Raw genomic sequence first — 16,190 nt, forward strand, 5'->3', positions numbered from 1 at the left:
ATAAGTGTTTCAACTGGCAACTTAATTAACTCTGTAGGCGATTTACTTAAAATAACAAATCACCATAATCGTCCCATTCGACCATTTCCATCAGAATTTACGACTCATAATGTGACTCTTTATATTTATTTTTTGTTTAATTATCCATAAGATACCCTATTACTCTTATAGACTCTGGTTTTTTACATCTATTAAAAATTGAAGAATAGTTAACAAACTCTTTTTATGCGGGTTGTACCGCGAAAGAGATGATTTTCTGATGTTTAATATTTAAATATTTACCTTACTTTTTAATTTGCGTATTTATTGTGTAAAAGATATCCCATTTTGTTTATTAATGTAATTAAATATCTTTCAAATCAATATGTAATAAATTAAAAACAATGAATTTTCAGAAAAGTGCAGATTGCCATTAACGGTTAATCAACGATATTATAGTGAATAAAATTATTCCACTCTTGGTCTAAAAAGATATTTGTATCATTAAAACAACAGACTGAAACCTTGTGATATGATCGAACAAAGCTTGTGAAATAAAGCGACATTCAGTGTAACAATAGATTTTCACAAATAACTTAAAATTCAATACGTTAAGACAGACAACAACATGACTGACATTCAACATTTAGACTCCCACACACCAATGATGCAGCAATATCTGAAAATTAAAGCAGAGCATCCTGAAATCTTGTTGTTTTACCGTATGGGTGATTTTTATGAACTGTTTTTTGACGATGCTAAAAAAGCCTCTCGCTTATTAGATATTTCATTAACAAAACGAGGTCAGTCTGCGGGGCAACCTATTCCTATGGCAGGAGTTCCTCATCATGCTGTTGAGAATTATCTCGCTAAATTAGTACAATTAGGTGAATCTGTCGCTATTTGTGAGCAAATTGGTGATCCTGCAACAAGCAAAGGCCCCGTTGAACGCAAAGTTATTCGTATTGTGACCCCCGGTACCGTCACAGATGAGGCCTTACTTGAAGAACGCCAAGACAACCTTTTAGCCGCTATTTGGCAAGATAAAAATGGTGCATTTGGTTATGCTACATTAGATATCACATCCGGGCGTTTTCGAGTTACTGAAATGCCTGATAGTGAAAGCATGATGGCTGAATTACAACGTACCCATCCAGCAGAATTACTTTATCCAGAAACCTTTGAATCAATGGCATTGATTGAGCGCCAACAAGGCTTGCGTCGTCGCCCTATTTGGGAGTTTGAACCTGAGACAGCAAAACAACAGCTCAATCTACAATTTGGCACTCGTGATTTAACAGGTTTTGGTGTTGAGAATGCACATCTCGCGCTCTGTGCTGCTGGCTGTTTATTACAATATGTGAAAGATACGCAACGCACCTCTTTACCTCATATCCGTAGCATTACCATGGAACGCCCTCAAGATTCGATTATTTTAGATGCGGCAACTCGTCGCAACCTTGAATTAACACAAAATCTTGCGGGCGGCACTGATAACACACTGGCATCTGTACTTGACCTTTGTGTTACCCCTATGGGAAGCCGTATGCTAAAACGTTGGATACACACACCATTACGCCAACGTGAACAACTCATTAAACGTCAAGATGCAATTAGTGCATTGCAGCCTCTCTATTTTGAGTTACAGCCTTTTTTACGCCAAATCGGCGATTTAGAACGTGTATTAGCACGTTTAGCGTTACGTTCAGCACGCCCTCGTGATCTATCTCGTATGCGTCACGCTTTTCAGCAATATCATGATATTCACCAAGTGCTTGAACAAGCGGATATGCCTTACATTAAAGAATTACAAAAGCGTATTAGCCAGTTCGATGAATTATGTGAACTACTTGAACAAGCTATTGTTGAAACACCGCCGGTATTAGTACGTGACGGAGGTGTTATTGCATCAGGTTATAATGCTGAATTAGATGAATGGAGAGCATTAGCCGATGGAGCAAGTGATTACCTTGATAAACTTGAAATTCGTGAACGTGAAAAATGGGGTATTGATACACTTAAAGTTGGCTTTAATGGTGTACATGGCTATTACATTCAAGTAAGTCGCGGGCAAAGCAATTTAGTACCTATGCACTATGTTCGCCGTCAAACATTGAAAAATGCTGAACGTTATATTATTCCTGAGCTAAAAGAGTATGAAGATAAAGTCCTGACCTCGAAAGGTAAGGCGCTGGCGATTGAAAAAATGCTCTATGAAGAGATTTTTGAAAAATTATTGCCACACCTTACTGCATTACAACTCAGTGCAGAGGCTTTAGCAGAAACAGACGTTCTCTCTAACCTTGCAGAGCGCGCTGAATCATTAAATTATACTCGCCCAGAATTAAGTGAGAAAACAGGTATTCAAATCTCAGGAGGACGCCACCCTGTTGTTGAACAAGTCCTTAGTGAACCTTTTATTTCTAACCCATTACAATTGGCACCTCAACGTCGCTTATTAATCATTACAGGCCCGAATATGGGGGGTAAAAGTACTTACATGCGACAAGCTGCTTTAATTACTTTACTTGCCTATATAGGTAGCTTTGTTCCTGCAAAAAAAGCATTAATTGGCCCTGTTGACCGTATATTTACTCGTGTGGGAGCTTCTGATGACCTTGCTTCTGGCCGCTCTACCTTTATGGTGGAAATGACCGAAACAGCCAATATTTTGCACAATGCGACTGAAAACAGCTTGGTCTTAATGGATGAAATTGGTCGGGGTACATCAACTTATGACGGATTATCTTTGGCTTGGGCTTGTGCTGAAAACTTAGCTAATCGTATTAAAGCAATGACACTCTTTGCGACCCACTATTTTGAATTAACCACGTTACCTGAAAAACTTGAAGGCACTGCAAACATTCACTTAGATGCTGTCGAACATGGTGACACCATTGCCTTTATGCATAGCGTTCAAGAAGGTGCCGCAAGTAAAAGTTATGGTTTGGCTGTAGCCGCATTAGCGGGTGTTCCTAAAGAGGTTATTCGCCGGGCTAAACAGAAATTAAAAGAGCTTGAAATGCTATCTGGCCACTCTGGTTCCGGTCACGTTGAAACGTCACAACTGATGTTGTTAACAGAGGCTGAACCTTCTGCGATTGAATTAGCTTTAGATAAAATCGATCCTGATGCTCTAACACCACGACAAGCTTTAGAACAACTTTATCGATTAAAAGAAATGTCCAAATAAGACATAAAAAATCAAATAAATAAATGATAAAAAATGGCGCAGTGTTTATCTTCATTGCGCCATTTTTATAACAGTTTTCTATTTTTATCACTGATAATTACACTGTTTCACTTATGCAACTCGCTGTTATCTCGTTTTTTATTTTGTCATTATCTTTTGAGACTGCATTTTTAAGCTAAAATAATCAGAGATAAATCCCACGTCAATTGATTGATGCATGACTATATTTCAGTCGCTCACCCAATAACAATAAAGTGTCATCATCACCATAGTTGTCAAATAAACGAATAAATGAAGATAACGCGGGATTAAACATCATATCGTCAGTGATTTTCTCATAAGAAGTATAATTTTTTGTTTTTAATGAAAAAATCAGCGTAACTTTATCATCATTACGGCCTTTATTTAAAATCAAATCGTTACTACTTATCATCAAATCATTTAGATATTTATAACCACTTTCATAGAAAGTTTCTACATTTCCATCAGCTTGGCGCTGAACAACAGAATAGAGCTCACGAGAAGCATGTTGAGCAATAAAATAGATATCACCTTTATCATTTTGAGCAACTTCTTTAACACGCAAAGGAAGCCAACGTGTTTTTGTCACTTCTTTATTAACTAAATTTAATGTGATTTCTAATGTGTTTGTTGTGTAATGATGATTATAAAAAATAACGAGAGAATCACCCGATAAGGCATAATGGAATTGTGTAAATTCACCAAAGTCCTCTGCATAATACTGCTTAACAAGATCTTCTGTATTAATGGAATATTCCCAACTCTCTCCCTCATCTAAACTTGTCATTATTGTTTTATTGTCAACTAACACTAATTGCGATGTAGCCTCTGAATATAATAATTTCCCTCCAATAAGCGCTAAAGGAAAACGGTAATAGCCATTATTACTCTCTTGCCAAGGAATTAAATCATCAAGCATAAACTTAGTTAAGTTCATTACTTGCCGTCCCTGCTCTGTAAATAGAATACACTTTTCAGGAATACAATAGGCGTTATAAAAGCTACCTTGCCCCTGTGACACAAAACGAGTACCTTCTTTGTCAGAAAAATAGAGTGTATATTTTCTCTGGTTATCTTGGCGATAGAGTCGGCCATAAAGATCAACATCATATCGCCCTTGATCCGATTCTGTTTTAATTAAGATACCACTTGGTGCATTAAATGTATTACGCCAATCATAACGAGAATAATGATAGGAAGATAAATCCGCATCTTTTTCATTTTTCCATTGCCACTTAGTGGCAAAACCGTGAAAAAGTACGCCATAAAAAAGGAGCAAGCTTAAAATAAATAAACCAGTGATGATAATAAAGGGTTTACGGAAAAAAGGATTCATTGACTTAACTCCGTAACATAAAGCAGCTTTTTATTTTCAACACATCGCTGTTGGAGCAAAAAATAGGTTTGATAACTACAGTTACCCTTTTGTGATAGTAAAATATAAAGATTCGAAAATAAGGCAATTAAAAAAGCAAATCCTGTCATTATTGAACCGTAGATGATCCCCATACCTAAAAAAGTATCACCAACAAAAAACCAGTCCCATTTATCCCAATAATTACCATTATCGTAAACATCTGAAATAGAAAAAATAGCGAACAACGAGAAAATAAAGGCGCTGATTAATCCTGTAATTAACAACGATAATCTTTTAGTTCGCTGATGTCCAAGATACATCTGCCCTGAAATTGAATAAGCACCATTATCAGTATGATTATAAATACCTAAGACAACTGGCCCAGAGTTTTTATCTTCTTCTTGCCAAAAGAATAATTCAACATCATCACCATCAGTCAAAAATAAATTATGATCAGAATAAAATAAACGTTCTTTATAACTAAATATAAATGGATGTTTATCAATCTGACAGGATATTTGCATCACCACACTCTCTGCGTTGCGGGAGTGTATTTTAATTCTATCAACATGATGAAGTTTTATTTTCCCTCGTACTTGCTGTACTTTACTTTGTTTGATGTGAAAGGTTGGTTTTTTGCGTGTTATATGCTTTAACAGTGGTATTGTTTTTATTTCAGGAATAATCAGTTGTTCACCATCTGGAGCAGTAATATCTTGTTTAGCCATTATTTTATCCAACGCTTTAATTCTTTTTTTATGCTTAGGTCTAATACGCTGAAAAAAACGATAGGCTTTTTCTCCGATATAACTCACTCCAACCATTACAGCACCAAATGAAATAACCATGGAAACGATGATGAAGAAATTAGTCTCTAGATAAAGTAAAGAATAATAGCTCCATCCACTCCCAATTACAGTAAGAACAAAAGCAAGTAATAACCATTTTTTCTGTTTAGTGGTAAGTGTAAAAGTTCTTTCTGGCTCAAGCCTTCCTTTGCTGTCATGATAAATCCATTGCACCCATAAACTGCCGTCATTAAGCAATTCAGCACAAATTTTAAGCTCATCGCCTTGTTTTAAACGTTTCAGAAAATCTTGAGAGTGAGTGAAATCATCTTCATTAAGATAAAACACTTTACCTGATGCTATTAATCTCACCATTCCTTTCGGTGAGGTTTTATTTTGGTCAAAATGGCAACTCTCTAATTTGACGTTTAAAAAATAATCTTTCATATCTTCCTTTATCTCTTTTACCAGATTAACGAGATGCAACACCACGCTCTTGTTTTATCTTGTTAAATCACATAATACAAGATAAAGAAAAGCCGATTAGCAACTTACTAATCGGCTTTGGCAATAACAATATATTGGAAGCTGTAGACAGAAATAAAGGCTAGTTATGCTTTGAAAAGAGCTTCAATACATAACCCCTGACTTTGCAGAATGTCTTTTAGTCGGCGTAATCCTTCAACTTGGATTTGACGAACTCTTTCTCTTGTCAGACCAATTTCTCTACCAACATCTTCTAAAGTTTCAGCCTCGTAGCCTAATAATCCAAAACGGCGCGCCAATACTTCACGTTGCTTAGGATTTAATTCAAATAACCACTTTATGATATTTTCCTTGAGGTTATTATTTTGAATTGTCGCCTCAGGCCCTTCTTCATTTTCGTCAGAGATAATATCGAGTAAGGCTTTATCTGAATCCCCCCCAATTGGGGTATCAACAGAAGTAATACGTTCATTTAAACGCAACATCTTACTTACATCTTCAACTGGTTTATCAAGCGTTTGTGCAATTTCTTCAACACTAGGCTCATGATCAAGCTTATGTGCTAGTTCTCTTGCAGTTCTTAAATAAACATTCAGCTCTTTAACGATATGAATGGGCAGACGAATGGTACGAGTTTGATTCATAATGGCACGTTCTATGGTTTGACGTATCCACCATGTCGCATAAGTTGAAAAACGAAAACCTTTTTCAGGATCGAATTTTTCAACTGCACGGATCAGTCCTAAATTCCCTTCTTCAATCAAATCAAGCAGGGCAAGACCTCTGTTTGTATAACGACGAGATATCTTAACAACTAAACGAAGGTTACTTTCTATCATTCGTTGTCTTGAAGGAATGTCACCACGTAACGCTCTACGGGCAAAAAAAACTTCTTCCTCAGCGGTCAGCAACGGAGAATAACCAATTTCTCCTAAATAAAGCTGAGTTGCATCAAGCGCACGCTGATTGACTCCTTCAATTAGTTCAATTTCGTCTTGAGCATCAGACTCATTTTCTGCCTCTTTTGCAGCAACTTCATCGAACTCTTCCATGTTCTCTTCAATTTCATCTGTATATAACTCGTCTACTCTTAGCGTACTTTGGCTCATCAGCTGCTCCTACCCTTGATAATTTAGGTAAACGACGTTTGATTAAAGTCTGTTTACCAGTTTATCGCTGTGTCACGACACAACGGGTTTACTGATTTTCCCTTGTAACGAATTACAAAATAAAAGATAACATAATCTATTTTACTGTTAATTTTATCTTTCTTTATTCAATAAATAACTTAACTATTGAGTGCAGGTTATTAACAGTTTTTTTATTATATTTACGTATGTTTATCTATACGTAAAATTACTTCACTTAATGCGCTAGCTGTAACTATTTGTATCTAAAAAAATAAATAAAAACCCAGAATAATAAAATAATACCAAATAATTTTTATTATTTACTATTATTAAAAAGATAATCTAATAAAGAAAATACCCTTTTAAACAAGAGGTTATTTTATAGCTCATCCTTTAGTAATAACGAATCTTTATTCATTTTTTATATAACATTTTTTAGCATACGCATTCATTGGTTGAGAATCAACCGTCTAATTTAACGTTATCTATAATTTTATATCGACCTCTCATTTTTACTTATCATTAATTAAGCAGTTTTACTTAGTTAAAATGTATTTTTTTTCAATATTTTAATTAATTACAGATAACAAAAAGCCCTCTCCTTTTTATAAAAGAGAGGGCTTAATTTTAGGATTATTCACTATACGAGTTAAAAATCACTTATTTATTTTTTAGGTAAATAGCTCATTGGATTAAGTGATTTTTCTTTATAACGGATCTCAAAGTGCAGTCGGACAGAGCTTGTTCCTGAGCTACCCATCGTCGCAATTTGCTGACCTGCATTCACATTTTGTTGCTCACGTACCAAGATGGTGTCGTTATGCGCATATGCACTAAGGTATTCATCATTATGCTTAATGATAACAAGGTTACCATAACCACGTAATGCGCTACCGGCATAAACCACTTTACCTGCCGCCGTTGCAACTATTGGGGAACCTTTAGTACCACCAATATCGATACCTTTATTGCCTCCTGGAGCACTTGAATAACTTTCGATTATCTTACCTTGTGCTGGCCAAATCCACTTACCAGAAACCGCTGTTGGTGCTGGTGTTGCTGCCGTAGTGGTATTCGTGTTGGTTGTTGGTGGCGGAGTCGTTGTTTTCGGCGGTGTTGTTGCCGGTTTAGTGATCAATGGCCCCATTGATGTGTTATTTGTCGGTTTCGTTTGAGCCGTTTGAACACCAGCACTACTTGGTTGATTGATAACGGATGTATTCACATTCGTATTGGTTCCCGTATTGACTTGACGGTTACCAATATTCAGCACCTGTCCCACATTTAAACTGTAAGGTTCTGGAATATTATTCATTGATGCCAGCTCTTTTACATCGCTATCTGTTATCCACGCGATATAGAACATGGTATCACCCCGTTTTACTGTATAGGTATTGCCGCTGTAATTCCCTTTAGGAATACTGTCATAATTGCGGTTATACACAATACGGCCAGAACCATCTGTACCCACATTTTGAGTCGCTACTGATGTTTGTGAACGAGGTTGGTTTTGAGGCTGATATGTGCCCTCATTAGATGAAGTACTATTCACCTTAATTGAAGGAGGAGGTGACGATTGTAAAGGGGTCGTTCTTTCAACCGGTGTCGCATTACTGTTAGTCATCACAGGCGCGGTTGAGACCGTGTTATTTGAAGAGCTATCATTTACAGAGGTAATGGGTGCAGGACGATAAGGTGTATCTGCACAGCCTGTTAATGCAAATCCAATTACCGAACACATGATTGCCCAGCGGACATGCTTAATTGGGCTTTCTGAATTCATACTTCCTTCTCCCTTTAAAAAGGCATTAGCATCTAGCAATTTGTCGAGTTAAACAAAAAGACTGCAATTTTTTGAAAATGTTTCATTTATTAGTGCAGATTACGACAAGCTATTAAAAAGCAGTAATAAAAAGCGGTCAGATTTATCTGGAAGTTATGCTAACTCACCTGAAATTAAAGGAACAAACCTAACAGCTTCTATAGATTGATAGTGAAAATCATTACCTAAACGTCGGATAAACTTCAGTATTTGTTGCTGTTCGCCTACAGGTATTATCATCCTGCCACCATCAGCTAATTGCATCAATAACTGTTGTGGTACTTCTGTTGCACATGCTGTCACTATTATGGCATTAAAAGGCGCTTTTGATGACCACCCTTCCCATCCATCACCATGGCGTGTAGAAATATTATGTAAATCAAGATGCTTAAAACGTCGTTTAGCTTGCCATTGTAATATCTTTATACGCTCAACAGAGCTGACATGATGGACTAAATTTGCTAAAACAGCCGTTTGATACCCAGATCCTGTTCCAATTTCTAAAACAGAATCCGTACTTTGTAATTCTAGTAGCGTTGTCATTTTAGCAACAATATAAGGTTGTGAAATAGTTTGGCCATTACCAATAGGTAAAGCTGTATTTTCATAAGCCTTATGAGAAAGCGCTTCATCAATAAAGAGCTCTCTGGGTACTTTACTCATTGCTTCCAGCAGGCTTTCATCCTTGATACCATGCTGTTTTAACATTGTCAGTAAGTCTTTCATTGACCGACTTAACATGTTTTTTTGACCTCTGCTTTATTTAACCAATTTTGTAGTAAATCTAGTGCTTTGTATGCTGTTAAATCGACATGTAAGGGTGTAATCGACACATAACCTTCGTCAACAGCAGCAAAATCTGTATCAGGGCCTACATCGTTTTTTTCGCCTGGAGGCCCAATCCAATAAAGGCTATTTCCTCTAGGATCAGTGTGAGTATAAACGTGCTGTGAAGCATGACGACTCCCACAACGTGTGATACGAAACCCTTTTACTTCATTTAGTGGAATATCTGGCACATTAATATTGAGAATATTCCCGGCTCTTAAAGGTACTTGTTGTAACATTGCCAACACGTCACAAGTGACTTGAGCCGCCGTCTCAAAGTGCGTTTCACCATCTAATGAGACGGCAATCGCAGGTAAACCTAAAAAACGCCCTTCTGTTGCCGCTGCCACTGTCCCTGAATAAATAACATCATCACCTAAATTAGGGCCATGATTAATACCGGAAACCACAATATCAGGACGAGGGCGCACTAAATGATTAACACCAAGATAAACACAATCTGTTGGTGTTCCTTCAACAATCGCGATATCGCCATTTTCCAGCTCTTGCTTGCGTAATGGCCGGTCAATTGTTAAAGAGTTAGAGGCGGCACTACGATTACGATCAGGTGCAACAATTTGTATATCATAGCGCTGGCGTAATGCTTTAGCGAGGGTCTGTATTCCTTTCGCCATCACACCATCGTCATTACTCACCAATATTTTCAGCATCATCATTCCCTAATAAAATTAATTCACGTACAACGCTAGTTGCAAAGCTTCCTGCAGGTAAAAAGAATGACAGAGAAACAGTGGTGTCGTCTACCCAATTCCATGACATATTTTCTGGTAACACATTGATAGCACGTCTGGTATTATCAACTCGCTCTTGTCGAGCCAATGACCATAATGTTTCATATTCTGCCAGATTTTCAGTTTCAAAATCCAATGCTTGTGCTTGTGTACCTAAATCACCCTTGCCCGGTAAAGGTGCAGTAATATGAACATCATGTTCTTCATAGCGAGTTTGTGTGGAAGTGAGTTCAGCTTCATCGACAACAAACCAGCTGCCTCGTCCATGAAGTTGCATTGCATCTCCGAGTATCACTTTTGAGTATAAATCACACTCTAATCTTTTACTGACAAGATGATTGAACATGGCACTGCGTGCTGCTGAAAGATAAAAACTGCGTTTACCACGCTCTTTAACACGAATTTCATCGGTTGCCCAACGCACCGCTTGGCGTAAGTTTTCACCATTACGCCCAAATCGTTGAGTACCAAAATAGTTAGGAATACCTTTAGCTTTAATTTGAGCTAAACGTACATCAACAAAAGTACGGTCTGAGATTTCTCTCAATACCAATGTAAAGTGATTACCTTTTAATGTTCCTATACGTAATTTACGTTGTTGGCGAGTTGTTTCTAAAATTTCACAACCTTCTAAAACAAACTGACTTAAGTCGGGCATCTCTTTACCCGGCATACGCAGACAAAACCATTGTTCGGTAACAGCATTTCTGTCTTTTAGTCCAGCATAGCTTGCATCTCTAGGGTGAATACCCACAAATTTTGCCAGTTTTTCAGCAACAAAAGCGGTGTTACATCCGGTTTTCCTGACTTTCACCATGACATGCTCACCTTCACCATCGAGGGTGAAACCAAGATCTTCACGGACAATAAAATCTTCAGGAATTGACTTCAATAAACCTGTTGCTTGTGGTTTTCCATGTAACCAATGGAGTTCTGGTAATTCACTCATTCAGGTAATGACTCTTTTATTAATAAAACAACAGCTTCACAAGCAATACCTTCTTTTCTACCCACAAATCCAAGTTTTTCAGTTGTTGTCGCTTTTACATTGATATCATCAATATGACAATGAAGATCTTCTGCAATATTGACACGCATTTGTGGTGTATGAGGTAACATTTTAGGAGCTTGAGCAATAATAGTGACATCTAAGTTACCAATTCGGTAACCTTTGGCTTTTACGCGTGAAAATGCTTCTCGAAGTAATACACGGCTATCAGCACCTTTATACGCCGGATCAGTATCAGGGAACAACGTACCAATATCCCCCATTGCCACTGCGCCTAAAATAGCGTCAGTCACCGCATGCAATACAACATCGCCATCAGAGTGAGCTAATAAGCCTTGTTCATAAGGAACTCTGACGCCGCCAATAATAATAGGACCTTCACCACCAAATTTATGTACGTCGTAACCGTGTCCAATTCTCATTTTATTGTGTGTTCCTTATATTGGTGATTTGGCGTGAAAGAAAAAACTCTGCAAGCGCCAAATCTTCTGGCTGAGTCACTTTGATATTGTCTGCACGCCCTTTCACTAATAGAGGTTCATATCCAGCAAATTCCATCGCTGATGCTTCATCAGTAATAGTTGCATTTTCTGAGAGTGCCATTTCTATATTTTGTTTTAATAACGAGGCAGGAAAGAACTGTGGCGTTAAAGCATGCCATAGTGTTGTTCTTTCTACTGTTTGTTCAATATGATTATCTTGTTGATGGCTACGTTTCATCGTATCACGTACAGGAGTTGCAAGAATACCACCGCAAAACTGTGGATCTGAGAAGTTTTCATCAATTAATTTAATAAGATGATCAAGGTCGCCAAAATACAAGCAAGGCCTCGCTGCATCATGGACAAGAGCCCAAGTCTTTTCAGAAAAATGCTGAGTGACGTACTCTAAACCCGATAATACAGAGTCCGCTCGCTCTCCTCCACCATTAACTGTAATGATCCTTTCATCTTGTGCTAAAGGTAAGGCTTGAAAATAATGATCATCTGGGCTAATTGCCACAATAATTTTCATTATGCGTGGGTGTTTTAATAAAGCATTAATGGTATGTTCAAGAATAGTCAATCCACCAATCTTCAAATATTGTTTTGGGCAGATTGATTGCATTCGACTTCCGATACCAGCTGCTGGAATAACGGCAACAATAGGAAGAGTAGAGTTTGTTATATTCATTATGGTATTTGTATCAGGACACACTATTAATTCAATAAATTAACGACGTGGTTGAGACTTATCATTCACAATACGGAAGAAGGTCTCATTAGGCTTAATCATCCCTAATTCACTACGAGCGCGCTCTTCTAACGCTTCTTGCCCGCCATTGAGGTCATCAATCTCTGCAAATAGACGATCATTACGCTCTTTTAACTGCGTATTTTGCGCCAATGCAGATTCAACTTCTTGACTTACTTTGTTGTAATCATGGATACCATTTTTACCTAACCACAATGAATATTGTAGCCAACCAAGTAAAATCAGAAGTAAGACTGTTAATTTCCCCATTACCACCCCCAAGATTAATGGGCTAATCATCCCACAACTCAACCACAGACGCCACAAAAGCGCTGGAATATATTACATTATTATTTGTATTCAGCTCACTATAAACGTGAGGCTCTTTTGTAATATTCAGATAAAGGCTTAATTTTTTCTTATTAAGATAAGCCAGAATAGAGTTAATTGATAAATAAATCCATTTTAGATGAAAAGACTTAATGATATTTAAACAGGGGGTGATGATAAATGTGCCTCACAAAATTAATGTATTGATATCTCTACACATTTATCCTTTTTATGCGATATTTGTGTAGAGATAATTAAATTTCACTTCAAAATTAACGGTAGATTTGATTTTGCTGTAGATAAATGAGGATTTGCTGAGTAAGTTTATTAATAGAGAGTGTACCATCTAAATGTAATTCAGGGTCAACAGGGCGTTCATAAGGTGAATCAATTCCTGAAAATTGTTTTATTTCACCACGTCTTGCCTTTTGATAAAGCCCTTTCGGATCACGAGCCTCACAAATATGAAGGGGGGTATCGACAAAGATCTCAATAAATCGACCTTGCTCAAAATGGCTCCTAACTTGTTGCCTATCTTCTCGATAAGGTGAGATAAAAGCGGTTAAAACAATAAGCCCCGCATCTACCATCAATTTAGCTACTTCACCCACACGACGGATATTTTCATGCCGATCCTCTTCGCTAAATCCAAGATCACGGCATAATCCATGACGTAAATTATCGCCATCTAATAAATAAGTGTGAATTGGCGAATCGGAGTGTTGATAAAGTGCTTGCTCTAATGCATCAGCCAACGTGGATTTACCCGATCCTGATAGCCCAGTAAACCAAAGCACACATCCTTTGTGTGCCTGCTGTGATTCGCGTTCGTTTAATCCAATTTTATGCGAATGCCAGATAATATCTTCGCTTATCATCTTTATTTTCCTCCAAGAAGATCTCTTGCTCCCCAATGAGGAAAATGACGACGAATAAGCTGATTAAGCTCAACTTCAAAAGCATCGTATTGTGTCGTAGTTTGTATAGGCGTATTGCGAATTTCTCGGATAAGCCCAGCCCCTACCGTGACATTGCTTAACCTATCAATAAAAATAAGCCCCCCCATATCGGCATTGGCTTGATAGTTATCAAGCACCAAAGGCTCTTCAAATGAGACTTCAACACTACCTATTGCATTTAAACTTAAGTTATCTGTAACTTGTTGAGTAAGCTTATTAACATCCACTTGATAATGAATATTCTCTATTTTTGCTCGGCTCTTTTTACCTGCAATCTTGATATCAAGTATGTGCCCTTGAACTAAGGGTTGCTCTGACATCCATACCACATCTATCAATGCATGAGTGCTAACATTGGCAGTTGTATCACTACTATCAACAATAATATCGCCACGACTAATATCAATTTCATCAGTTAAAACTAGTGTAATAGCTTGTCCTGCACTCGCTTGTGTTAAGTCACCATCAAAAGTAACAATACGTTTGATAGTAGAACGTTGCCCCGAAGGTAATACTTTGATTTGTTGTCCTTGGTAAAGAACACCAGAAGAAATTGTGCCACTATATCCTCTAAAATCTAAATCAGGGCGATTTACATATTGCACAGGAAAACGTAGCGATTGTGTAGATGCTCCCAATTTAACTGGCGCATCTTCTAATAATGAAAGCAACGTTTTCCCTTGATACCAAGGCATATTCAAGGAAGGTGAAACGACATTATCACCATCAAGCGCAGAGATAGGTACAAATTCAATGGTTAGATCTGTCGGAAGTTGATCGGCAAATTTAAGATAATCTTGTTGGATCGAATTAAAAATAGCTTGTTGGTGATCCACTAGATCCATTTTGTTAATTGCCACAATCAGATGGCGTATCCCCAAAAGTGTGCTGATAAAACTGTGACGTCGTGTTTGCTCTTGTACACCTTTACGAGAATCGATCAGCAGAATAGAAAGCGTACTGGTTGATGCGCCTGTCGCCATATTACGGGTATATTGCGCATGTCCGGGTGTATCAGCAATAATAAACTTGCGTTTTGCCGTTGAGAAATAACGGTAAGCAACATCAATAGTGATCCCTTGCTCCCTCTCTGCCGCTAATCCATCCACCAGCAAAGCAAGATCGAGCTTTTCACCTTGAGTACCTATTTTTTTACTTTCCGTTTGTAATGTAGAAAGCTGATCTTCATAGATCTGCCTTGTATCATGAAGCAAACGTCCAATTAATGTGCTTTTACCATCATCAACATCACCACAAGTTAAAAATCGTAATAATCCTTTGTTTTGTTGCATTTTAAGATAGCTTTCCACACCACCAAAATGTGCAATTTCGCCAGCAATAAATTGATTTGTTTTCACGGCTGCAAGTCCCATATATCCTCCAATTAAAAGTAACCTTGGCGTTTTTTCAGCTCCATTGAAGCGGACTGATCACTGTCAATTAAACGTCCTTGTCGTTCACTGCTGGTGGAAATCAGCATTTCCTCAATAATGGCGGGTAGCGTTTCGGCTTGTGAAGGAATGGCTCCAGTTAATGGCCAGCATCCTAAAGTTCTAAATCTCACTTGTTGCTGAGTGATAACTTCACCCGGCTTAAGATCAATTCTGTCGTCATCAACCATAATTAATGTGCCATCACGCTCAATAACAGGTCTATTTTTTGCAAAATAAAGAGGAACAATATCGATATTTTCTAAATAGATATATTGCCAAATATCGAGTTCAGTCCAGTTAGATAATGGAAATACTCGAATACTTTCGCCTTTATTAATTTGACCGTTATAGTTTTTCCATAATTCAGGTCGTTGATTTTTCGGATCCCAACGATGAGATCTATCTCTAAATGAATAAATACGTTCTTTGGCTCGTGATTTTTCTTCATCACGACGAGCACCACCAAATGCCGCATCAAAGCCATATTTGTCTAAGGCTTGCTTTAACCCTTCTGTTTTCATGATATCCGTATGTTTTGCACTACCATGAATAAACGGATTAATTCCAAGCTCTTCACCTTGCGGATTGCGATAAACCTTAAGATCAAAACCATATTCTTTAGCTGTTTTATCTCGAAAATCATACATTTCTCGAAATTTCCAGCCAGTATCAACATGTAACAAAGGAAAAGGTAATTTAGCGGGATAGAACGCCTTGCGTGCTAAATGCAACATCACCGAGGAATCTTTGCCTATTGAATAAAGCATGACGGGATTTGCAAATTCAGCGACAACTTCACGCAGGATATAAATACTTTCTGCTTCTAATTGCTGAAGGTGCGTTAACTGTGTTTCATTCATAACAACCTCG

Annotated in this window: 14 protein-coding genes; 1 reads left to right on the forward strand and 13 read right to left on the reverse strand. The window is 37.6% G+C overall.

What is annotated here, in order from left to right; genetic code table 11:
• Positions 1–607 precede the first annotated feature (607 nt).
• Complete coding sequence (gene mutS, locus ABN256_RS16150; RefSeq protein WP_197269934.1) at positions 608–3,172, forward strand: DNA mismatch repair protein MutS; 2,565 nt, start codon at positions 608–610, stop codon at positions 3,170–3,172.
• Between the two features lie 202 nt (positions 3,173–3,374).
• Here the strand turns inward: mutS and ABN256_RS16155 are convergent, their stop codons facing one another.
• The 13 genes from ABN256_RS16155 to cysD form a co-directional block, all read right to left on the reverse strand.
• On the reverse strand, positions 3,375–4,529 hold the full coding sequence (locus ABN256_RS16155; RefSeq protein WP_349439739.1) for a hypothetical protein: 1,155 nt from the start codon (positions 4,527–4,529) through the stop codon (positions 3,375–3,377).
• The gene (locus tag ABN256_RS16160) at positions 4,526–5,785 is read right to left on the reverse strand and encodes a hypothetical protein (protein ID WP_196553859.1); all 1,260 of its coding nucleotides are present in this window, start codon (positions 5,783–5,785) and stop codon (positions 4,526–4,528) included. The genes ABN256_RS16155 and ABN256_RS16160 overlap by 4 nt, the downstream gene beginning before the upstream one ends.
• A gap of 164 nt (positions 5,786–5,949) precedes the next feature.
• Positions 5,950–6,933, reverse strand: coding sequence for an RNA polymerase sigma factor RpoS (gene rpoS, locus ABN256_RS16165; RefSeq protein ID WP_023582671.1), 984 nt, complete (start codon positions 6,931–6,933; stop codon positions 5,950–5,952).
• 685 nt (positions 6,934–7,618) lie between these two features.
• Entirely contained in the window at positions 7,619–8,737 is a 1,119-nt protein-coding gene (gene nlpD / locus ABN256_RS16170) for a murein hydrolase activator NlpD (RefSeq protein ID WP_196553858.1), read from the reverse strand.
• Positions 8,738–8,890: 153 nt separating this feature from the next.
• The gene (locus ABN256_RS16175; RefSeq protein ID WP_072070178.1) at positions 8,891–9,517 is read right to left on the reverse strand and encodes a protein-L-isoaspartate(D-aspartate) O-methyltransferase; all 627 of its coding nucleotides are present in this window, start codon (positions 9,515–9,517) and stop codon (positions 8,891–8,893) included.
• Positions 9,511–10,275, reverse strand: coding sequence for a 5'/3'-nucleotidase SurE (gene surE / locus ABN256_RS16180; protein WP_072070179.1), 765 nt, complete (start codon positions 10,273–10,275; stop codon positions 9,511–9,513). Before surE ends, ABN256_RS16175 begins: the two co-directional genes overlap by 7 nt.
• Positions 10,253–11,305, reverse strand: coding sequence for a tRNA pseudouridine(13) synthase TruD (gene truD / locus ABN256_RS16185; RefSeq protein ID WP_349439741.1), 1,053 nt, complete (start codon positions 11,303–11,305; stop codon positions 10,253–10,255). The genes surE and truD overlap by 23 nt, the downstream gene beginning before the upstream one ends.
• Complete coding sequence (ispF, locus tag ABN256_RS16190; RefSeq protein ID WP_196553856.1) at positions 11,302–11,787, reverse strand: 2-C-methyl-D-erythritol 2,4-cyclodiphosphate synthase; 486 nt, start codon at positions 11,785–11,787, stop codon at positions 11,302–11,304. The genes truD and ispF overlap by 4 nt, the downstream gene beginning before the upstream one ends.
• Position 11,788: 1 nt before the next feature.
• Positions 11,789–12,538, reverse strand: coding sequence for a 2-C-methyl-D-erythritol 4-phosphate cytidylyltransferase (gene ispD / locus ABN256_RS16195; RefSeq protein ID WP_196553855.1), 750 nt, complete (start codon positions 12,536–12,538; stop codon positions 11,789–11,791).
• A gap of 39 nt (positions 12,539–12,577) precedes the next feature.
• Entirely contained in the window at positions 12,578–12,868 is a 291-nt protein-coding gene (gene ftsB, locus ABN256_RS16200; protein WP_072070183.1) for a cell division protein FtsB, read from the reverse strand.
• A gap of 332 nt (positions 12,869–13,200) precedes the next feature.
• Positions 13,201–13,806 carry an adenylyl-sulfate kinase gene (cysC, locus tag ABN256_RS16205; RefSeq protein ID WP_197269930.1) on the reverse strand — a complete coding sequence of 202 codons (606 nt, stop codon included), beginning with the start codon at positions 13,804–13,806 and terminating at the stop codon, positions 13,201–13,203.
• Between the two features lie 2 nt (positions 13,807–13,808).
• Positions 13,809–15,260, reverse strand: coding sequence for a sulfate adenylyltransferase subunit CysN (gene cysN, locus ABN256_RS16210; protein WP_349439743.1), 1,452 nt, complete (start codon positions 15,258–15,260; stop codon positions 13,809–13,811).
• An 11-nt stretch (positions 15,261–15,271) separates the two neighbouring features.
• The gene (gene cysD / locus ABN256_RS16215) at positions 15,272–16,180 is read right to left on the reverse strand and encodes a sulfate adenylyltransferase subunit CysD (protein ID WP_109409747.1); all 909 of its coding nucleotides are present in this window, start codon (positions 16,178–16,180) and stop codon (positions 15,272–15,274) included.
• Positions 16,181–16,190: the final 10 nt, after the last annotated feature.

This window comes from Proteus sp. fly-1008 (genome assembly GCF_040140305.1).
Taxonomy (GTDB): domain Bacteria; phylum Pseudomonadota; class Gammaproteobacteria; order Enterobacterales; family Enterobacteriaceae; genus Proteus; species Proteus vulgaris_B.